This window comes from Alkalilacustris brevis, assembly GCF_003350345.1.
GTDB classification, from domain to species: domain Bacteria; phylum Pseudomonadota; class Alphaproteobacteria; order Rhodobacterales; family Rhodobacteraceae; genus Alkalilacustris; species Alkalilacustris brevis.
Genome location: NZ_QNVJ01000039.1, coordinates 18,661 through 38,703, shown reverse-complemented (window position 1 = coordinate 38,703; position 20,043 = coordinate 18,661). Strand labels below are relative to the sequence as shown.

Genomic DNA, 20,043 nt, shown 5'->3' with positions numbered 1-20,043 from the left:
TGCGGAAGTCAGTGCCGTCCCGGCCCGTCAGTTCTAAGCGGAGTCGCTTCAATCCAGCAATCGCCGCGCGATCACCTGCGCCTGGATTTCGGCCGCCCCTTCGAAGATGTTGAGAATCCGCGAATCGCACAGCACCCGGCTGATCTCGTATTCCAGTGCGAAGCCGTTGCCACCGTGGATCTGCAACGCGTTGTCAGCCGCGGCCCAGGCCACGCGCGCGGCCAGCAGCTTGGCCATCCCGGCCTCGAGGTCGCAGCGCCGCCCGGCATCCTTTTCGGTGGCGGCGTAATAGCTGAGCTGTCGCGCGATCATGATCTCGACCGCCATCATCGCCAGTTTGTCGGACACCCTTGGAAAGTCGATCAGGGGGCGGCCAAATTGCTGGCGTTCCTCGCCATAGCGCAGGCCAAGCTCAAGCGCGTTCTGCGCCACGCCGATGGCGCGCGCCGCGGTCTGGATGCGCGCGCTCTCGAATGTCTGCATGAGTTGCCGGAAGCCCTGCCCTTCGGCGCCGCCCAGCAGGTTTTCGCCGTTGACGGCGAAGCCATCGAAGGCCAGTTCGTATTCCTTCATGCCGCGATAGCCCAGCACTTCGATCTCGCCGCCGGTAAGTCCCGCGTCGGGGAAGGGGGCGGCATCGGTGCCGGGGGTCTTTTCGGCCAGAAACATCGACAGCCCGCGATAATCGGTGCTGTCCGGATCGGTGCGCGCCAGAACGGTCATGACATTGGCGCGCGCGGCATGGGTGATCCAGGTCTTGTTGCCGGTGATCTTGTAATCGCCATCCTCCTGCCGAACGGCGCGGGTGCGCAGCGCGCCCAGGTCGGACCCGGTGTTTGGCTCGGTGAAGACGGCGGTGGGCAGCACCTCGCCGCTGGCGATGCGCGGCAACCAATGCGCCTGCTGGTCCTCGGTGCCGCCGCACAGGATCAACTCGGCCGCGATCTCGGAACGCGTGCCCAGGCTGCCCACCCCGATATAGCCGCGCGACAGTTCCTCGGACACCACGACCATGGCCGATTTCGACAACCCCAGCCCGCCAAGCTGTTCGGGAATGGTCAGGCCGAAGACGCCCATCTCGGCCAGTTCGTCGATCACTTCGGCGGGGATCAGTGCGTCTTGCAGGTGCCAACCATGGGCGTGCGGCGCGATGCGTTCGTCGCTGAAGCGGCGGAACTGATCGCGGATCATTTCCAACTCTTCGTCGAGCCCGCTGGCGCCGAAAGTGGCGTAGCCTTGCGCCTCGCGCATCAGGGCGACAAGGCGCGCCCGTGCGGCGGCGCTGTTGCCCTGCTCGATCAGTTTTTCGACTTCGGGCCGCGCCAGTGTCTGCCGGGCCTCGGCCGCGAGCCCCAGGTCATGCGGGCGCAGGATTTCGCCCTGGCTCATCGGGATGCCGCCCATGATCTGCGCAAGGTATTCACCAAACGCGATCTGGAGCAGCAGACCCTCGATTTCGCCGAAGCTGCCCGCGCTGTCCAACCGTCTGGCCCATGCCAGCATCTGACGCAGCGCCTCGGCATAGGTGGCCAGCCAGGCCAGCCCATGGGCCGCGCGCTGGCCGCGGTCAATGGCGGCAGGGTCAGGCCGGCCCTCTGTGCGCAACTCGTCACGCAACCGCGTTGTTGCTGCATCGCAGAGAGATGCCACTGCGCCTTGCGCTGCATCGGCAAGCGCGAGGAGATCGGGCAGGAGAACGGCCTGCAGGCTGATATTGCTCGTGTCTGGGCCGTCATGTGGCATGGCGTTCTCCTTACTGATCTTGCGAAACCCTTTAGGGCACTTTGCGGCTGCAGCGCAATAAAAATTCTCATTTTACCGGCATGTTGATAGTTATATGTCGCGCTGAAATTGCCCTTTCGTTCGGCTGGCCACTGGGGTACCCGCTAAACCCACGGAGTAACGGTTGTGTGAGGGCCGACGTGTTCGGGGTGGAGCCGCTTCTTATTGGTCTTGCCATAGGGGTCACGCTGTTTGCCGGCGTGGTCAAGGGGGTGGTGGGCTTCGCCATGCCGATGATCATGATCTCGGGGCTTGGCTCGTTCCTCGCGGCCGAGATTGCGTTGGCGCTGCTTATCATTCCGACGCTTGTGACCAATGTGCAGCAGGCCTTTCGGCAGGGCTGGAGCGCTGCCGTGCAAGTGGTGCGCGACTATTGGCGGATGCTGCTGGTGATCGTGATCGGGATCGCGCTGAGCGCACAGATCATGACCTCGATCCCGCAAGGCATCGTCTTCGCGCTGCTGGGGGGTCCGATCACGTTTTATGCCGCGATCCAGCTCATGGGGCGGTCGCTGCGGTTCAACATGGTCCACAAGCGCCGCTGGGAGGTAGGCCTCGGGGCGATCGGTGGCTTCTACGGGGGCATTTCGGGCGTCTGGGGGCCGCCGCTGATTGCCTATCTGCTATCGGCCGGGGTCGAAAAGACCGAGAATGTGCGTGTACAGGGCGTCATCTACATGCTTGGGTCGGTCATGCTGGCGATGGCGCATATGCAATCTGGGGTGCTGAACGCCCAGACCTTGCCGCTTTCCGCGCTGATGGTGGTGCCGGCGGTGCTGGGCATGTGGCTGGGTTTCAAACTGCAGGACAAACTGGACCAGGTGACTTTCGTGCGCTGGACGTTGGTGGTGCTGATGCTGTCGGGGCTCAATCTGGTGCGGCGGGCGCTGGTGGTCTGATTGGCGTGATTGCGGCCCGGGCGGCGCGCTCGGCTCTTGACTCTGCGGCGCGCGCGACCCGAAGCTGTAAGTCACGATTACGAGTGAGAGGATTGTGACATGCTGCCCGATTCTGCCTGCCGCCTTTCCCGCCGCCTTTTCCGCCGCGCGCCGTTTTTGCTATTGGGGGCACTTGCCCTTGCCGCTTGCGAGCCGGTGCCGTCTGGGCCTGTTTACAGGGTGGTCGACGCCCCGCAGGAGCGCCCCTCCGGCCCGGTGCACAGCGGCCTTTACGCTGTGGGAATGTCGGTGTCCGACATGAGCCGGATCTCGGGCGAATGCGAGCGCCTTGCAGCGGTGCAAAGCGCCTCGGCCTCCTATCCGGTAGAGCGCGGCCAGATCATGCAGCAATGCCTAGCCCGGCAGGGCGTGCGGACCGTGCGCCTGCCCGAATGCCCGTCGGCTGTGCGCGAGGCCGCTTTGCGGGCCGGTCCGAGCGGGCGCACCGTGATGCCGCCGCTTGCGCAGGATGCCTGCATCATGACTCTGCCGGGCGGGCAGCAGCCGATCCTGGCGAATCCGTCAGAATATCTCTGAAGCGACGGCACTTGTGCTGCCCTGAAATGCAAGGCGCCCGCTCTGGTTTGAGCGGGCGCCTGCATTTGTCTTTACGGTCGTGTCCTCAGCCCAGTGCGGCTGATTTCACGTCTTCGTCAATGTAGGGCAGATATTGAGCGAAGTTTTCTGCGAACATCGCCAGCAGTTTCTTTGCCTGTGCATCATAGGCTGCCGGGTCCGTCCAGGTGCGGCGCGGGTCAAGCAGGACTTCGGCCACGCCGGGCACGGCCACGGGCACCTCGAAGCCGAAATTCGCATCCTTGCGGAACTCGACCTCGGACAGCGAGCCGTCAAGCGCGGCGGTCAGCAGCGCACGCGTGGCACTGATCGGCATACGCGAACCCACGCCATAGGCGCCGCCCGTCCAGCCGGTGTTGACCAGCCAGCAATTCGCGCCGTGCTTGGCGATCTTCTCCTGCAACAGCTTGCCGTAGACTTCGGGGCGGCGCGCCATGAAAGGGGAGCCGAAACAGGTCGAGAAGGTCGGCTCGGGCTCGGTCACGCCGCGTTCGGTTCCCGCCACCTTGGACGTGAAGCCCGACAGAAAGTGATACATCGCCTGCGCCGGGGTCAGCCGCGCAATGGGAGGCAGCACGCCGAAGGCATCGCAGGTGAGCATGATCACGTTCTTCGGATGCCCGCCAAGCCCTGTTTCCGAGGCATTCGCGATGTAATCCATCGGATAGGCGCAGCGCATGTTTTCGGTCAGTCGACCATCCTCGAAATCCAGTTCCTTGGTTTCGGGATCGAAGATCATGTTCTCGATCACCGTGGCAAACATGGTGGTCGTTGCATAGATCTCGGGTTCGGCCTCGGGGCTCAGGCTGATGGTCTTGGCGTAGCAGCCACCTTCGAAGTTGAAGGTGCCCTTGTCTGACCAGCCGTGTTCATCGTCGCCGATCAGGATGCGGCCCGGGTCGGCTGAAAGGGTCGTCTTGCCAGTGCCCGAGAGGCCGAAGAAGATGGCCACGTCATCGGGGTCGTCCATCGCGTGGTTGGCCGAACAATGCATCGGCATCACGCCTTGTTCAGGCAGCAGGTAGTTTAGCAGCGTGAACACGGATTTCTTGTTCTCGCCGGCATAGGCAGATCCGCCGATCAGGATGAGCTTTTTCTCGTAGTTCATCGCGATCACGGTTTCCGACCGGCAGCCGTGGCGCTCGGGGTCGGCATAGAAGGTCGGGCAGTTGACGATCGTGAATTCGGGGACGAAGACGTCAAGTTCCTCGCGCGAGGGGCGGCGCAGCAGATGGCGGATGAACAGGCCATGCCAGGCCAGTTCGGTCACCAGGCGGACATCCAGACGATAGTCCGGGTCGGCCCCGGCGTAGAGATCCTGCACGAAATACTCGCGCTCTTGCATGTGTTCGAGCATGTCGGCGTGAAGCTGATCGAACGCCGCCGCGTCCATCGGCTGGTTGTTCTCCCACCAGATCTTGTCTTCCTCGGCCGCGGTGCGCACGACGAACTTGTCTTTCGGCGACCGCCCCGTGTGGGTGCCCGTTTCCACCAGCAATGTGCCGCCGATGCCGAGCGTGCCCTCGTCGCGACGCAGCGCCGCTGAAACGAGATCAGGCTCGATCAGGTTATACCAGACATGGCCGAGACCGTTGAAGCCCTGGTTTTCCAAACGTTGACTGGGGTTAACCCGTCCTTCTGTCATCTGTTTCGCTCCCGATGCCACAATGTGCGGCGCTTAGATCCAGAGGTCATCGGCGGCGGCCGGGTTGCCGTCGCGCAGCGGCGCCGCAGGGCGGGCCGTCGCGGCTGCTATAACATGTCGTCAGAGATATGGAACAGGACAGGCCGTTGCGTTAGCGCAACCAGCGGGAAGTTAGCGCAATCAGTGGCTTGCCTTCGGTGAAAGCGCCATGGCGACTCCAACATCGTCAAGTTTTGCGACATTACTGTATCGGTTTGGCGAATCGTAATTTCCATAGCGTTATTTTGTTGATTCCACGCCGCGAAGACACGAGAATACGGCAAAAATCAGGCAATAAGAGCAGAATGAGGGAAAAATCCGATGTCCAGGATAGCGCTTGTAGATGATGACAGGAATATTCTGACTTCCGTCTCCATGACACTTGAAGCCGAGGGCTTCCAGGTCGAAACCTATAATGACGGTCAGTCGGCACTAGATGCGTTCAACAAGCGTTTGCCGGATATGGCCGTGCTCGACATCAAGATGCCGCGCATGGACGGGATGGACCTGCTGCAGCGGCTGCGCCAGAAGACCACGATGCCGGTGATCTTTCTCACCTCCAAGGATGACGAGATCGACGAGGTGCTCGGCCTGCGCATGGGGGCCGATGATTACGTGAAGAAACCCTTCTCGCAGCGGCTGCTGGTGGAGCGCATCCGTTCGCTCCTGCGCCGACAGGAGGTGCTGGCCACCGGCGAGGTTGCGACGACCGAGGAAAACAAGGTCATGGTGCGCGGCAGCCTTACCATGGACCCGCTGCGCCACGCCGTGACCTGGAAGGAAAAGGATGTCACACTTACCGTGACCGAGTTCCTGCTGTTGCAGGCGCTTGCCCAGCGGCCCGGTTTCGTGAAAAGCCGCGATCAGCTCATGGATGTGGCCTATGATGATCAGGTCTATGTCGATGACCGCACGATCGACAGCCATATCAAGCGGCTGCGCAAGAAGCTGCGCTCGGTCGATTCTGAATTCTCCGCCATCGAGACACTCTACGGCATCGGCTATCGCTACAACGAGGAATGACCAAGCCTCCGGCGATAGATGCGCATGGCGCGCGGCCGACCCATCAGGGCGAGGTCGTTCTTGGCGAGGACTGGACCCAACCGCAGGCCGCCATCGCCGAGGAGTTGCGTGACCATCGCAAGAGGCGGGGGCTGATCTCGCTCAATCGTTCGCCGCTGGCACGCAAGATCATCGTGTTCAATCTGCTGGCGCTGATGGTGCTGGTGGCGGGGGTGCTTTACCTCAACCCGTTCCGTGACAGCCTGGTGCAGCAACGCGCGGCCGCGCTTGTGGCGCAGTCGGAACTGATCGCCGACGCGTTCAGCCTGCAATTCGAAAGCACAGGCGCGCCGCCCGGCCCCGCGGCGGTGGCAGCCACGCTCGAACGCATTTCGCTGCGCACGGGAACGCAGGTGTTCTATTTCGACGCAGAGGGGCAGATCGTGGCATCGCGGCAGGGCACGCTGCCGCGACCTGATTTGCCGGGTGCGCGACCGGATGGCGGCAGCACCCTCATTACCGACCTGCTGAACGCCGCGTGGGAGGGTGTGTCCGGGCTGTTGAATCCCGGCCGGGAAGGCGCGGGCATCCAGAACGCCGAAAGCCTGGCAGAGGCGCTTTTCCCTGCGGCGTGGGCCGGGCAAATGCAGGTCGAGACCGCCAATACCCCCGAAGGCAGCATCTATTTCACCGTCGCGACGCCGGTTCAGGTGGCCGGCGATGTGCAGGCCGTGATCGCGCTGAGCAGTGCGGCGGGCGAGATCGACCGCCTTGTGCGCAACGAACGCGAACAGGTCTTGCAGATGTTCGTGCTGGCGCTTCTGGTGTCGATCGGTTTGAGCCTCGTGCTCGCCTCGACCATCGCCAACCCGCTTTCCGATCTGGCCGCTGCGGCCGAACTGGGGCGTGACCGCAACGCGCGCAAGCTCAGCCCCGAACGGGTGCGCATCCCCGACCTGACCGCGCGGCCCGATGAAATCGGGCGCCTTTCGGTGGCCATGCGCGGTATGGTCGCCGCGCTGTATGACCGGATAGAGGCGAACGAACAGTTTGCCGCCGATGTTGCGCATGAGATCAAGAACCCGCTGGCCTCGTTACGGTCGGCGGTGGGCACGCTGCGCGTCGCCCGGCGGGACGACCAGCGCGAGAAATTGCTCAGTGTGATCGAGCACGACGTGCGCCGCCTCGATCGGCTGGTGTCGGACATTTCGAACGCCTCGCGGCTCGACAGTGAACTGGTCAAGGAGCAGGAGGAGCGTTTCGATCTGCTTCAGACATTGCGCAACCTGAACGAATATCTCGGGCAGGAAGCCGCGGCCAAGGGTATCGATTTCATCTCGGACCTGCCACAGGAGCCGATCTTCATTCAGGGGCTCGAAGCGCGACTTGCGCAGGTTTTTGTAAACCTCATCACCAATGCCATCTCGTTCTGCGAAGATGGCGACGCGGTTCGAGTCTGGGTGCGCCATCGCGAGAACCGGGTGCTCGTCGTGGTCGAGGATACCGGCCCGGGCATCCCCGAGCAGGCGCTGACGAAGGTTTTCAAACGGTTCTATTCCGAGCGCCCGGTCAAGCAGTTCGGCAACCATTCGGGGCTTGGCCTGGCTATTTCCAAACAGATCGTCGAGGCGCATGGCGGGGTGATCTGGGCCGAGAATATCCGCCCCACCGATGCCGACCCCACGTCCGAGCCGCTGGGCGCGCGCTTCGTCGTGGGTCTTCCTGTCTGAGCGGTGCGTCCGTGTCGGGGCGGCCAGATACCCTTGCGCCCGCCGCGCCGCGCCGACCGTCTGTCGACGCGCTGCAGCAGGCAGGGGAGGACGGGTTGCAAATCCATGCCAGCACGGTTGCGATCGCCTCGCCCGAAGACAGCGCGCGCGCTGTTCTCATCCTGGGGCCTTCGGGATCGGGGAAGTCGGGTCTTGCGCTGGAACTGATGGCGCGGGGCGCACTACTGGTTGCCGATGACCAGACCGTTCTGCGCCGCGAAGGCACGCATCTCGTGGCAAGCGCGCCTTCCGCGATCCGCGGCTTGATCGAGGCGCGCGGTGTCGGGCTGCTGGCGGCCGATACCCTGGCTGCGGCACCGGTTTCCCTTGTTGTCGATCTGTCGCAGCGCGAAACCCGCCGGCTGCCCCCGCCGCAAAGCCGGGAAATCCTCGGATGCGCCCTGCCTTTGCTTCACGCTGTAGAGAGCGCGCATTTTCCGGCGGCGATATTGCAATATCTCCAGAAGGGTAGGAGTGATCGGCCATGACCCAGACTGCCCCAGACGCGGAGATGGACAAGGAGCATCGCCTTATCTGTGTGACCGGCCCCTCGGGCGCCGGGCGCACAACGGCGATCAACACGCTCGAGGATCTCGGCTACGAGACGATAGACAACATGCCGCTCGAACTTTCGGTGCGGTTGCTGGAAGGGCCGCCGCTGGGCCGCCCTCTGGCACTGGGCATCAATGCCCGCACCCGTGGTTTCAGCGTTGCGGGGTTTCTTGAACTGTTCGACTCTTTCGACCGCAACCCTAATATCATGGCGAGCCTGCTTTACCTGGACTGTTCGGCCGATGCGCTGCTCAGGCGCTATTCCGAGACCCGCCGTCGCCATCCCTTTGCGCCGTCGCAGCACCCGTCTGAAGGAATCGCGCAGGAGCTCGAATTGCTGGAACCTCTGCGCCAGCGCGCGGACTTTCTGATCAATACGTCGGAAATGACGCCGCACGATCTGCGTGCCGAATTGCACCGATGGTTCGCCGGGAGCGAAAACCCGGGCCTTGCGGTCTCGGTGCATTCCTTTTCCTATCGCCGGGGGGTGCCGCGCGGCCTCGACATGGTGTTCGACTGCCGCTTTCTGCGCAACCCGCACTGGGAACCCGGCCTGCGTGCCCGCGATGGACGCGATCCGGAGGTTGCCGCCCATATCCGGGCCGATTCGCGTTTTGGGGTGTTTCTGTCGAAGGTGCGTGACCTGATCGAGTTCCTGTTGCCGGCCCATGCCGAAGAGGGCAAGGCGCATCTGGCGATCGGCTTCGGGTGCACCGGGGGGCAACACCGCTCGGTGATGATGGTGGAATCGGTGGCGGCTGCCCTTGCACAGAGCGGTTGGCGGGTGTCTAAGCGTCACAGGGAACTGGAACGCCGTAGCGACAGGGGAACCGGGGTAAAGGCTGGGTGAGTGGTTTGATCGGCATAGTCATCGTCGCACATGGCGGTCTGGCGCGCGAATATCTCGCAGCAGTCGAGCATGTGGTCGGCAAGCAGGAAGGTGTCTGCGCCATCTCCATCGAGGAGGGCCATGACCGCGTGCTGAAACAGGCCGAGATCTGCGCCGCCGCCGACCGCGTGGATGCCGGCGCGGGCGTGGTCGTCGTGACCGACATGTTCGGCGGCTCGCCTTCAAATTTGTCGCTGCGCGCCTGCGTGGTGCCCAATCGCCGGATCCTTTATGGGGCCAACCTGCCGATGCTCATCAAGCTGGCCAAGTCGCGCCGCCTGAGCGTGGGCGAAGCGGTCGAGGCCGCGCTGGAGGCCGGGCGCAAGTACATAAACAGCCTGGATCTGGCCACGGGACGAGAGACCGGATGATCTGCCGCACAGTGAAGATCGTCAACGAAAAGGGCCTGCACGCCCGCGCGTCGGCCCGTTTCGTGGAAACCGTCGAATCCCATGACGCCAGGGTCGAGGTCGAGAAGGACGGCATCTGCGTATCGGGCGATTCGATCATGGGGCTGCTGACCCTCGGCGCGGCGCGCGGCAGCAGTATCGACCTGCGTGTCGATGGCCCCGACGCCACCGTCCTTGCCGATGCGCTGGAAACGCTGGTGGCGAACCGCTTCGGCGAGGATTTCTGACATCCGCCGTGGCGGGGGGCTGTCTGCCCCCCCGGCCCCGCGTGGCGGGGCCTCCCCCCGAGGATATTTCTGCAAAGAAGAAGGGGTTTTTCGGTATCAGGGCCCTGACGGGGCGAGCCGCGCCACTGCCCAGCGCGCGGCGTCCGCGACTGTCTGGTCGGGATGGTCGCAATGCGCGCGCGCGCTTTCGGCGAGGGCGGGGGTTCGTGAATTGCCGATGGCATAGAGAACATTGCGCAAGAAGCGCTTGTGTCCGATGCGCTTGATCGGCGAGCCGGAGAAGAGTGTACGAAAGCCTGCATCATCGAGTTGACTGAGGTCCCCCAGGCGCGGCGCGGTGAGGTCGGGGCGCGGCGCGAGCCGGGCCTCATGGGCGGTGGCGGCAAACTTGTTCCAGGGGCAGATGGCGAGGCAGTCGTCGCAGCCGTAGATGCGGTTGCCCAGCAGGGGGCGCAGGTCTTCGTCAACGGGGCCATCATGTTCGATGGTCAGGTAGGAGATGCAGCGCCGCGCATCCAGCTGGAAGGGGGCGGGGAAGGCGCCGGTCGGGCAGATGTCGAGGCAGGCGGTGCAGTTGCCACAATGGTCCTGTTCGGGCGCGTCGGGGGGCAGGTCGAGCGTGGTGAAGATTGCGCCGAGGAAGAACCAGTTGCCCAGTTCGCGGCCAAGCAGGTTGGTGTGTTTGCCTTGCCAGCCCAGCCCGGCGGCCTGGCCAAGCGGCTTTTCCATCACCGGGGCGGTGTCGACGAAGACCTTTATCTCGCAGCTCCACTGCGCCACCATCCAGCGGCCCAGCCGTTTGAGCCGTTTCTTGACCACGTCGTGATAGTCGCGGTTCTGCGCATAGACCGAGATCGCGCCGCGGTCGCGTCGGGTGAGGATTGCCAGCGGATCATGCGGCGGGGTGTAGGCCTCAGCGAGCATGATCACCGATCTTGCCGCGGGCCAGAGGGCGGCAGGGTTGCCGCGCCAGTGCATGCGTTCGGCCATCCATTTCATCTGTCCGTGGCGGCCCTGAGCCACGAAGGCGGCGAGGCGCGGTGCCGCCTGCGGGATCGCGTCGGGGCGGCACACACCTGCGGCGGCGAAGCCCTCGGCGCGGGCCTGTGCGATGATCTCGGCTTTGGTCTTGGCCCCGGTCATTGCCTTGTCCTTTGCCAATGGCCGCCTTTGCCGCGTTCAGAAATCGAGGTTGGTGTATTGCGGCGGCGGCGGGTAGCCGGGGATCTGGTCGGCGAGCAGCGGCCGGAAGGCCGGGCGCGACTTGATCTTGGCATACCAGTCCTTCACCGTCGCATAGCGCGTCCAGTCCACGTCCGAGATATAATCGAGGCAGGACAGATGCGCGGCGGCGGCGAAATCGGCCAGGGTCATCACATCGCCGGCCAGCCAGCGGCGCTGATCCAGAAGCCATGTCATGTAATCCAGATGATACCTGATCCGCTGCGCCCCGGTCTTCACGTTGCGCGAATCGGGATGGCCCTGGCCCATGATTTTCTTGTTCACCCGCTCATAGACCAGCTTCGAGGTCACGTCCTCGTGGAACTTGTCGTCGAACCAGGCGCACAAGCGGCGCACCTCGTAGCGTTCCAGCGCGCCTTTGGGCAGCAACGGCGGGTTGGGGTGGGTTTCGTCTAGATACTCGCAGATCGCCTGGCTTTCCGACATCACGCGCCCTTCGTGGCGCATCACCGGCACCTTGCCGGCGGGGTTGCGGCGCAGGAAATCGGGGTCTTTCTCCCAATAGCGTTCTTCCAGAAGCTCCACCTCGATCTTCTTTTCGGCCAGCGTTAGCCGCACCTTGCGGCAAAACGGCGAAAGCTGAACGTGGTAGAGTCGGGTCGTTGCGCTTGCGGTCACGTTTCTTCTCCTCGGGCACCTGCCTGCTCGTGCACCTTTCCATGGCCAATGGGCGGCGGAAATTCAATGCTGGAAACAGCCTGCGCGCCCATCGGCAAGTATTGTCGCCGCGCCATCCATGATTGCCGCCGCCCGCCTTTGGACGAAGGGCGAGGGGCGCACCGGGTCGCGGCCTTTTGGGTCGGGCAGGATCGCGGCCAGCCGCGCGGCCTGCACCGGGCTCAGATCCGCCGCCGCCACGCCGAAGTAATGCCGCGCGGCGGCCTCCACCCCGAACACCCCCGAATCGAACTCGGCCACGTTCAGATAGACCTCGAGGATGCGCCGCTTGCTCCAGAACAGCTCCACCACCGGGGTGAGGCTGGCCTCCATCGCCTTGCGGGGCCAGCTGCGCCCGTGCCACAGAAACACGTTCTTGACCACCTGCTGGCTGATGGTGGAGGCCCCGCGCCCGCCGCCCGAGGCCAGCGCCTGGCGGATCTCGCCCATGTCGAACCCCCAGTGCAGGCAGAAATTGGCATCCTCCGCCGCCACTGCCGCGCGGGCCATCTGGGGGCTGATCTGGGCCATCGGCACCCATTGGCGATCCACGCTGCCGGTGCGGCGGTATTCGCCGATCATGTAAAGCCCCCAGGGCGGGTTCACTTGCGAAAAGAGCAGCACCAGCCCCAGCACCGCCGCCACCGCGATCAGCCCCCAGCGCAGCACGCGCCGGCGCAGCCGTGCCCATAGCCCGCCGGGGTGCGCCTGTGCCTTGCGGGCCGCGCGCGAGGATTTGCGTTTCGCCATGGGCGCAGCATATCGGGGCAGTGTGCGGCGGGGTCAATAGGGTGGGGGGCAAGTGTGCACCACCTGAACAGCACGGGCAGCGCACGCCCGAGGGGGGCGCTGAAAGCGCCCGCCTGGGGGGCGGGCGGGCGCTGCCCGTGCTTGCGCACGGGCGGGAGTGTGATTGCGCGGTCAGGCGGTTTGCCGGTCGGGCGCTGCCTGTGCTGACGCACAGGCGGGGATACAATCACCCCACACCGCCAATGAAAAAGGCCGGGCACCTCCCGCCCGGCCTTGTCACCTTGGTATGCGGTCCGCCCTAAAGCCCCATGTCGCGAATGCGCATCTGCCGCGCGCGGGTCAGGATCGCATCCTCCACCGCGCGAATCGTCGCCGGGCTGGCCGGCCCCGAGCGCGTCATCAGCGCCACCTTGAGCGAGCGCGCGTCAAGCGCGGGGTCGTTCACCAGCACCGCCGCGCGATACGCCTGCCCGCCACCGGGCGGCGTGCCAAACCCCGTCACCAGAACGCCCGAGAACGGGTCCACCGTCTGCACCGGCAGGAAATCCAGCACCTCGAGCGTGGCGTTCCACAGATACCTGTTCACCTCGACCGTGGTGTTGGCCGATTCGACATTGGTGAACAGATCCCAGATCGTCGATTCGCGCTGCGCGTCGGCGCGTTCCAGCGGGCGCTGTTCCTCCACCGGTTCGCCCCTGCCGAACATGTCGCCCAGCCGGGTGCCGCCGCACGCGCCCAGCGATGCGACAAGGCCGATCAAGACGGCCGCGCGAAAAATGGTGCCAGCGCGAAGAGTGTGGGTGCCCAACATGCCGATGCGTCCCTTCCTTGTCCCTGCGCCATCTCTAGCCGAGCAAACGCAGCCGAACAAGGCATAAGGCATTTTGCCCGGCCCCTGTGCCCCCACGAACCCGCCGCGCACAGGCCCCGCCCCGGCAGGCCCGGCACGCCGACTGTGGCAAAGCTGCACCAGCCCAGTCCGGAGTGAGCGGGGCACGCGGCGCGGCGTTGCAAACACACCCCGAAAGCGGGAAAGAGATACAGACCCAAATCGGACCAACCGGATTGGGCTGATCTTATCGAGAGACGCGTTCTCATACAGACACGAGGGAAACCATGAAAAAGATCCTTATTGCTACCACAGCTCTCGCGCTGTCGGCCGGCATGGCTTCGGCGCAAGGCGTGACGCTGAGCGGTAACGGCTGGATGGGTGTCGACTACAGTGACACCCGTACTGAATCCAAGGCCCTGTTCAAGAGCCGTCTGCGCGTGCAATTCAACATGGCCGGCGAAACCGATGGCGGCCTGAGCTTCGGTGGTTCGTTCCGCGCTGACCAGGCAGATGATGCCGCTGGTAACACTATGATGGATGGCGGCTCGGTCTTCATCGGCGGCGAGTTCGGCACCATTGAAATGGGTGATGTGGACAGCGCCCTTGAAGCGACCTGGTTCCGCACCCGTCACATCGGCGTGATGGAAAACGCTGGCGGTTCGCGGGCCTCGGCTCTGGGTGTTGGCGAGACCACCGGTGCTCTCTACACCTACTCGATGGATGCCTTCACCTTCGCGGTCAGCTCGGGTCAGCTCAAGACCGAGGCAGGTGAAGTCAGCGCCTACTCGGTCGGTGCGCAATACTCGGCGGATGGCTTCGGCGTCGGCATCGGCTATGAGCAGGCTGATAATGATCTTGCTGCTCCTGGCACAAAGCTCAAGCACATCATGATTAGCGGTCAGGCGTCGTTTGACAACATCTCGCTGCGTGCTTTCGCTGGCCGCCTGGACGACAGCACCACGAAAGAAAACCAGTATGGCTTCGACATCAACGCAAGCTTTGATGCGGTTGGTGTTCAGTTCCGCGCCAAGCGTGACTTCGCCGGCAACAACCACGTCGGTGCTGGCGTGACCTACGCGCTGGGTGGCGGCGCCACCATCGGTGCCAGCATCAACGATGTTCAGAACGGTGCAACCACCGCCGATGTCGGCGTGGCGTTCCGCTTCTGATCATCTGATCGGATTGCAGCCCCGGCGCCCCTGCGCGCCGGGGTTCGCATATTCAAGGGGCGTGGGTGGCAACACCTGCGCCCTTTTTCATGCGCGCCGTTTCGCGCCCCTGCACCTCTTACCCCTCCGTTTCGTGCCCCTCCACTTTGTGACCATGCCCGCGCTTGACGGCTCGGGCCGGCTGCGCCACCCTTTCGCGCATGAATAGGGATTTGTGCCCCATGCGTCTGCCTCTGATCCTTGCCCTTGCCGCGCTTTTGCCCGCGCAGGCCCTTGCCCAGCCGGGTTTTGCGCAGGGGCAAAGCGGCGCGAGCCAGAGCGGCGTGTCCATCACCGGCGATGCCCGGATGGGCGTGGCCTATGACGGCGGGTCCGAGGGCGGGATGCGCTTTGTCAGCCGGATGCGCGTGCATTTCCACTTTCGCGGGCAGACCGATGGCGGGCTGGGCTATGGCGTGGGGCTGGGCGACGGCGACCGCGCCGATCCGGCCACGCGCGGGCAAGGCGGCACGCTGCAATTCGGCAGCGCCCTGCCGCCCGAGTTGCGCCGCCCCCAACCCCTGCGCTGGAGTGGCGAGTAGGGGGGCGGGCCGGTTAAACGCTTCGTTAAAGTGAGTTACCGCCTGTGCGCTAGCACAGGCAGCGCCCGACCCGCCCCCCACGGGGCGGGCGCTTCACGCCCACCCCTCGGGTCGGGCGCTGCCTGCGCTTTCGTGTTGGCTTGTATCCGTTTCATTCCGCCCGGGTCGCTTGCGGCCCGGGCATGCGCCCGCCCGCCCCGTCACGCCGTAGGCGTGCCTGCGGCACGACAGGCGGGCGCATCCGCGCCCCCCTCGGGCGGGCGCATGCCCTCTGATCGGAATCGCACAGCGCGACACGCCCCGCTGGCCCTTCCATTCCCCGCCGCGATATGGCCTCTTGCCCGCAAACAGGTAAGGTAAGGCCATGTCGCTTTCGCAGATCACCCGCCGTATCCACACCGCCGAAGAGGCCGCAGGCCGCCCGCCCGGCTCCGTGTGCCTGATCGCCGTGTCAAAACTGCAACCGCCCGAACGGGTCGAGGCCGTGCTGGAGGAAGGCCATCGCATCTTCGGTGAAAACCGCGTGCAGGAGGCCGCCGGCAAATGGCCCGACTGGCAGGCGCGGTTTGACGGGGTCGCGCTGCACCTGATCGGCCCCTTGCAGACCAACAAGGCGCGCCAGGCGCTCGATCTTTTCGATGCGATCCATTCGCTCGACCGCCCCAAGCTGGCGCGCACGCTGGCCCGGCTGGCGCAGGAACGCGGCGCCTGCCCGCCGCTTTTCGTGCAGGTGAACACGGGGGCCGAGCCGCAAAAGGCCGGCGTGCTGCCCGGCGATGCGGACGGGTTCATCAAGGAATGCCGCGCGCTGGACCTGCCGCTTGAAGGGCTGATGTGTATCCCCCCCGTGGAAGAAGACCCCGCCCCCCATTTCCGCCTGCTGGGCGAAATCGCCGCGCGCAACGGGCTGAGCGGGCTGTCGATGGGCATGAGCGACGATTTCGAAACCGCCATCGCCCTGGGCGCAACCCATGTGCGCGTGGGCTCCGCCATATTCGGCGCGCGGGGCGGGTAGGGGCGCGGGCGCGGAACAAGGGCCGCAGGCCCGCCGCGCCATCGACAGGCCGCCCCCTCGGCCTGTCGATCTTGTGGATGCAGGCGCGTCGCTCGCATGTCTTTCGGACTTTTCCGGCATAAAGCGCTGCTGTTTCGCCGCCGGAGGTCGACAGCCCGCGGCCTGTCGCTGGCGCGGCTCATCCATTTCTGGCGCGGCTTACCCCCGCACCACCACCCGCGCGCCGGGCGAGATATGCGCGATGATCCAGCGCAGGTGGTCGCGCCGTAACGCCACGCAGCCCGCCGTCGGCACCCGTGGCCCCCGCCAGACATGCAGGAATATGGCCGAACCCCGTCCCGGCTGCGGATCGGGCCAGTTCCAGCTAGTCAGCAGCACCATGTCATAAAGCGGATCGGCCCGGCGCAGCCGCTCGGCACTGCACGGGTAGGGCGCGCGCACCGGCTGGTTATAGGCCGAATCGCCGGGATCATCCGACCACAGATCGCGCGGGCCGATGGGCTGCGCCCAGCCGGGCATCCCCGCCACCCGATCAGCGCGATAAAGCAACCCGGTGATCCGATGCACGCCCAGCGGCGTGGCCCCGTCGCCCTCGCGCTTGTTGGCGGCAAAGCCCCCCCGCCCGATGGAGCAGGGAAAGACCCGCCCGCGAAACCGGCAGCCCCAGCGGGTGACGACCAGATCGCCAGGCCTCACAGCATGTGCCCGGATTTTGCCGCCTTGGTTGCAAGATAGGCAGCGTTTTGTGGGGTCTCGCCGACCCTGAGCGGCACGCGCTCCACTACTTCGATGCCGTTGGCCTCAAGCATCCGCAACTTGGCCGGGTTGTTTGTAAGCAGACGCACCGCGGAAAACCCCATGCGCCGCAAAAGCCCCGCGCCGATGCGGAAGTCGCGCTCGTCATCCTCAAAGCCCAGCCGGTGATTGGCCTCGACCGTGTCGAACCCCTGATCCTGAAGGCTGTAGGCGCGCATCTTGTTGGCCAGGCCGATGCCGCGCCCCTCCTGGTTGAGGTAAAGCAGAACGCCCGCGCCCTCATCCCCCATCTGCTGGAGCGCCGCGCGCAGTTGCGGGCCGCAATCGCATTTCAGGCTGCCCAGCACATCGCCGGTGAAACAGGCCGAGTGCAGCCGCGCCAGCACCGGCTTGTCGCGTGGTGGGGCGCCGATCTCGATGGCGTAATGCTCGACGCCGCCATCCTCGGGGCGGAAAACATGCACGCGCCCGGCCTGGCTGGCCGCCATCGGCAGGTTCGCCGAGATGACCGGATGCAGCGGTGAGGCGCGGTCGAGCTCGGCGCGGGCTTCCTCCAGCCGGACCAGCGTCAGCCCATGCGTTGCGGCCATCGCTGCGGCGTCGGAGACCGGCAGCACCAGGGCCGCAGGCAACAGTTGCGCCGATTTCGTCAGCGACAGCGCGGCGCGGTGCAGGCTGGCGTCGCCATCGCGCTCGGAAATCAGCGGTCCCTTCATCGGGCTGCGCAGATCATCGGCAGGGTCGGCGATGGCCCTGATCCATTGCGGGCCGGCATCCGTAGGCACCCTGACCCGCGCCAGGTCGCCGTCATAGGCGCGCGCCTTCAGCGTGGCGGCCCGGTGCGCGGTGATCGCCAGCACCAGATCCCCGCCCAGCAGCCGCAACTCGGCCAGCCGCGCGGGATCGAGCGCCTCGGCCGCGATCACAAGCGCGCCGCCCTGCGCGCCCGCAAGCACCACCGGCACCCCCATACGCAGATCCGCGCGCGCGCGGTTGAGGTATTCGATGATGCTGGGTCTGAGCGGCATGAACCCGTTCCGGCTGTGGCGATGACCCGCCTTATGTAACGCTGCCGCTCGAAAAGTGAAACATTTACCCCCATATCGACACGTGGGCGTGAGCCTGTTGTTGCAATCCTTGGCAAGACCGTGCCGCGACCGCATCTCCCTTCCACCAAGAAGGAGGAACAACCCCATGGCGAAGCTGAAGAAAATTCTGCTTGTGGATGATGACGGCGACCTGCGCGAGGCGCTGTCGGAACAACTGGTGATGACCGAAGACTTCGACGTCTTCGAGGCCGCCGATGGCGCCGAGACGATGGAGAAGGTCAAGGCCGGGCCCTATGACCTGGCGATCCTTGATGTCGGGCTGCCCGACACTGACGGGCGCGAGTTGTGCCGCCGAATGCGCAAGCAGGGGGTGAAATGCCCGATCATCATGCTGACCGGACATGACAGCGATGCCGATACGATTCTCGGGCTCGATGCCGGGGCGAACGACTATGTGTCCAAGCCCTTCAAGTTCCCCGTGCTGCTGGCCCGCATTCGCGCGCAACTGCGACAGCACGAACAATCCGAAGACGCGATCTTCCAGCTCGGGCCCTATACGTTCAAGCCGGCGATGAAGATGCTCTATGATGAGAACGACCGGAAGATTCGCCTTACCGAGAAAGAGACCAACATTCTCAAGTATCTCTACCGCTCACCCGAAGGGGTGGTGCAGCGCGACGTGCTCCTTCACGAGGTCTGGGGATATAACGCGGGCGTCACGACCCACACGTTGGAGACCCATATCTACCGGCTGCGACAAAAGATTGAACCGGACCCGGCCAATGCACGTATCCTGGTTACCGAGTCAGGCGGCTACCGCCTGGTGAGTTGACGGCTGTTGCCGTCTCTTTTCTCTTCGCCGGTCGTATGGCTGGCGCTCTCTTCCCTGCAAGACTGGCCCGGCCCTGTGCCGGGCCTTTTTCATGCGGACCTCTTGCCGCCGTCGCGCCCGAGCCGCGCTGACGGCGCCTGTTGCCACCGCCGGGCCGCCTTCGGCGAGGATATTTTTCCCAAGAAGAAGGGGGCGGGTGCGCATCTGGTTCTGCCGGAACGCATGTTTACCGCTTCGGCGATGCAGGGTGCGCCCGGAGCGTGGCAGGCGCCTGGGCTCAGGCTCAGGCTTACGTGCGCCAGTCGAAGAATCCTTCGGGGGCGCGTTCCATCAGCTTGCGAGCCACTTCGCGGCCGAGGTCGGCGGCATCGCTGAAGGGCGCACGTCCTTCATCCACAAGGCTTTCCGATCCGTCGGGGCGCAGGATCTCGCCGCGCAGCCAGATTTCGCTGTCTTCGAGGATCGCGAGCCCTGCGATGGGTGTTTCGCACGAGCCTTCCAGTTCGGTCAGATAGGCGCGTTCGGCGGCCAGTTGCAGGGCGGTGTCGCGGTCGTGGATCGCGGCCAGCAGGTCGGCGAGGGCGGCGTCCCCTTCGCGGCGTTCGATACCGATGGCGCCCTGGGCGACGGCGGGCAGCATTTCCTCAGGGTCGACAGGGCCGCGCGCGACATTGGTCATGCCCAGGCGGGTGAGCCCGGCCATGGCCAGGAAGGTGCAATCGGCCACCCCGTCATCGAGCTTTCGCAGCCGGGTCTGCACGTTGCCGCGAAACTCCACCACCTGCAGGTCGGGGCGGCGGTTGAGCATCTGGGCACGCCGCCGCAGGCTTGAGGTGCCGATGACCTGCCCGGCCTCCAGATCAGCAATCGACCCGGCCTTGAGCGACACGAAGGCATCGCGAGGATCTTCGCGCGGCAGGTAGCAGTCGAGCACCAGCCCCTCGGGCTGTGCAACCGGCATGTCCTTCATCGAATGCACGGCGATGTCGATTCGGCCTTCCAGCATCGCGGCTTCGATTTCGCGGGTGAACAGCCCCTTGCCGCCGATCTCCTTCAGCGGGCGGTCCTGCACGCGGTCGCCCGTTGTCTTGATCGGGACGATCTTGAACGCGGCTTCGGGCAGGTCATGGGCCTGCATCAGCCTGCGGCGGGTTTCCTCAGCCTGGGCGAGTGCGAGCGGCGAGCCGCGCGTGCCGATGCGCAGCGGGCGGTCGGGGGTGGGGCGTGTCTTGGTCATGGGCGCCTGCATAGCCGGGTGAAGCAGTGGTGGCAACGGGGACAGGGGGCCTTGCCTGCGGCAATCGGTTCCGGCGGTGAGCCGGGCCGCACGC

Annotated in this window: 21 protein-coding genes; 12 read left to right on the top strand and 9 right to left on the bottom strand. The window is 65.1% G+C overall.

The window, feature by feature from the left end:
- Positions 1-48 precede the first annotated feature (48 nt).
- Complete coding sequence (locus DQ229_RS05575) at positions 49-1,743, bottom strand: acyl-CoA dehydrogenase family protein (protein ID WP_114965285.1); 1,695 nt, start codon at positions 1,741-1,743, stop codon at positions 49-51.
- Between the two features lie 167 nt (positions 1,744-1,910).
- Between DQ229_RS05575 and DQ229_RS05570 the strand changes: the two genes are divergently transcribed.
- Both DQ229_RS05570 and DQ229_RS05565 read left to right on the top strand, forming a co-directional pair.
- Positions 1,911-2,681 (top strand): sulfite exporter TauE/SafE family protein, encoded by a 771-nt coding sequence (locus DQ229_RS05570; protein WP_238380970.1) that lies wholly within the window; start codon positions 1,911-1,913, stop codon positions 2,679-2,681.
- A gap of 219 nt (positions 2,682-2,900) precedes the next feature.
- Positions 2,901-3,257 (top strand): hypothetical protein, encoded by a 357-nt coding sequence (locus DQ229_RS05565; RefSeq protein ID WP_162300763.1) that lies wholly within the window; start codon positions 2,901-2,903, stop codon positions 3,255-3,257.
- 85 nt (positions 3,258-3,342) lie between these two features.
- On the opposite strand, the gene DQ229_RS05560 is transcribed toward DQ229_RS05565, so the two are convergent.
- Positions 3,343-4,941 carry a phosphoenolpyruvate carboxykinase gene (locus tag DQ229_RS05560; RefSeq protein WP_114965282.1) on the bottom strand — a complete coding sequence of 533 codons (1,599 nt, stop codon included), beginning with the start codon at positions 4,939-4,941 and terminating at the stop codon, positions 3,343-3,345.
- A gap of 360 nt (positions 4,942-5,301) precedes the next feature.
- On the opposite strand from DQ229_RS05560, the gene DQ229_RS05555 reads away from it, so the two are divergent.
- From DQ229_RS05555 to DQ229_RS05530, 6 genes are all read left to right on the top strand, one after another.
- Positions 5,302-6,003: a response regulator transcription factor gene (locus tag DQ229_RS05555; RefSeq protein WP_114965281.1), complete on the top strand. Its 702-nt coding sequence runs from the start codon at positions 5,302-5,304 to the stop codon at positions 6,001-6,003.
- Entirely contained in the window at positions 6,000-7,712 is a 1,713-nt protein-coding gene (locus DQ229_RS05550) for a sensor histidine kinase (RefSeq protein WP_114965280.1), read from the top strand. Before DQ229_RS05555 ends, DQ229_RS05550 begins: the two co-directional genes overlap by 4 nt.
- A 95-nt stretch (positions 7,713-7,807) precedes the next feature.
- The gene (locus DQ229_RS05545) at positions 7,808-8,239 is read left to right on the top strand and encodes an HPr kinase/phosphorylase (RefSeq protein ID WP_114965313.1); all 432 of its coding nucleotides are present in this window, start codon (positions 7,808-7,810) and stop codon (positions 8,237-8,239) included.
- The gene (gene rapZ, locus DQ229_RS05540; RefSeq protein ID WP_114965279.1) at positions 8,236-9,153 is read left to right on the top strand and encodes an RNase adapter RapZ; all 918 of its coding nucleotides are present in this window, start codon (positions 8,236-8,238) and stop codon (positions 9,151-9,153) included. The genes DQ229_RS05545 and rapZ overlap by 4 nt, the downstream gene beginning before the upstream one ends.
- A 5-nt stretch (positions 9,154-9,158) precedes the next feature.
- Positions 9,159-9,563, top strand: coding sequence for a PTS sugar transporter subunit IIA (locus DQ229_RS05535; protein WP_114965278.1), 405 nt, complete (start codon positions 9,159-9,161; stop codon positions 9,561-9,563).
- Positions 9,560-9,829 (top strand): HPr family phosphocarrier protein, encoded by a 270-nt coding sequence (locus DQ229_RS05530; protein WP_114965277.1) that lies wholly within the window; start codon positions 9,560-9,562, stop codon positions 9,827-9,829. The genes DQ229_RS05535 and DQ229_RS05530 overlap by 4 nt, the downstream gene beginning before the upstream one ends.
- Positions 9,830-9,925: 96 nt before the next feature.
- On the opposite strand, the gene queG is transcribed toward DQ229_RS05530, so the two are convergent.
- The 4 genes from queG to DQ229_RS05510 form a co-directional block, all read right to left on the bottom strand.
- Positions 9,926-10,972 carry a tRNA epoxyqueuosine(34) reductase QueG gene (gene queG / locus DQ229_RS05525; RefSeq protein WP_114965312.1) on the bottom strand — a complete coding sequence of 349 codons (1,047 nt, stop codon included), beginning with the start codon at positions 10,970-10,972 and terminating at the stop codon, positions 9,926-9,928.
- 36 nt (positions 10,973-11,008) lie between these two features.
- A complete protein-coding gene (gene fzlA, locus DQ229_RS05520) occupies positions 11,009-11,689 on the bottom strand; it encodes an FtsZ-binding protein FzlA (protein WP_114965276.1) in 681 nt (226 codons plus the stop codon).
- A gap of 63 nt (positions 11,690-11,752) precedes the next feature.
- Complete coding sequence (mtgA, locus tag DQ229_RS05515; RefSeq protein ID WP_114965275.1) at positions 11,753-12,478, bottom strand: monofunctional biosynthetic peptidoglycan transglycosylase; 726 nt, start codon at positions 12,476-12,478, stop codon at positions 11,753-11,755.
- 298 nt (positions 12,479-12,776) lie between these two features.
- A complete protein-coding gene (locus tag DQ229_RS05510) occupies positions 12,777-13,289 on the bottom strand; it encodes a DUF3576 domain-containing protein (RefSeq protein ID WP_162300762.1) in 513 nt (170 codons plus the stop codon).
- 305 nt (positions 13,290-13,594) lie between these two features.
- Here DQ229_RS05510 and DQ229_RS05505 point away from each other — a divergent pair, with 305 nt between their 5' ends.
- The 3 genes from DQ229_RS05505 (at position 13,595) to DQ229_RS05495 (ending at position 16,075) form a co-directional block, all read left to right on the top strand.
- Positions 13,595-14,479: a porin gene (locus DQ229_RS05505; RefSeq protein ID WP_114965274.1), complete on the top strand. Its 885-nt coding sequence runs from the start codon at positions 13,595-13,597 to the stop codon at positions 14,477-14,479.
- A 221-nt stretch (positions 14,480-14,700) separates the two neighbouring features.
- A complete protein-coding gene (locus tag DQ229_RS05500) occupies positions 14,701-15,060 on the top strand; it encodes a porin (protein ID WP_162300761.1) in 360 nt (119 codons plus the stop codon).
- Between the two features lie 364 nt (positions 15,061-15,424).
- On the top strand, positions 15,425-16,075 hold the full coding sequence (locus DQ229_RS05495) for a YggS family pyridoxal phosphate-dependent enzyme (RefSeq protein WP_114965272.1): 651 nt from the start codon (positions 15,425-15,427) through the stop codon (positions 16,073-16,075).
- Between the two features lie 198 nt (positions 16,076-16,273).
- Here DQ229_RS05495 and DQ229_RS05490 read toward each other — a convergent pair whose 3' ends face one another.
- Positions 16,274-16,771, bottom strand: coding sequence for a L,D-transpeptidase family protein (locus DQ229_RS05490; protein ID WP_114965271.1), 498 nt, complete (start codon positions 16,769-16,771; stop codon positions 16,274-16,276).
- Positions 16,768-17,859, bottom strand: coding sequence for a GTP cyclohydrolase II (gene ribA / locus DQ229_RS05485; protein ID WP_114965270.1), 1,092 nt, complete (start codon positions 17,857-17,859; stop codon positions 16,768-16,770). Before ribA ends, DQ229_RS05490 begins: the two co-directional genes overlap by 4 nt.
- Positions 17,860-18,025: 166 nt before the next feature.
- Here ribA and DQ229_RS05480 point away from each other — a divergent pair, with 166 nt between their 5' ends.
- A complete protein-coding gene (locus tag DQ229_RS05480; RefSeq protein WP_114965269.1) occupies positions 18,026-18,712 on the top strand; it encodes a response regulator transcription factor in 687 nt (228 codons plus the stop codon).
- Between the two features lie 289 nt (positions 18,713-19,001).
- On the opposite strand, the gene hemC is transcribed toward DQ229_RS05480, so the two are convergent.
- A complete protein-coding gene (gene hemC, locus DQ229_RS05475; RefSeq protein WP_114965310.1) occupies positions 19,002-19,949 on the bottom strand; it encodes a hydroxymethylbilane synthase in 948 nt (315 codons plus the stop codon).
- Positions 19,950-20,043: the final 94 nt, after the last annotated feature.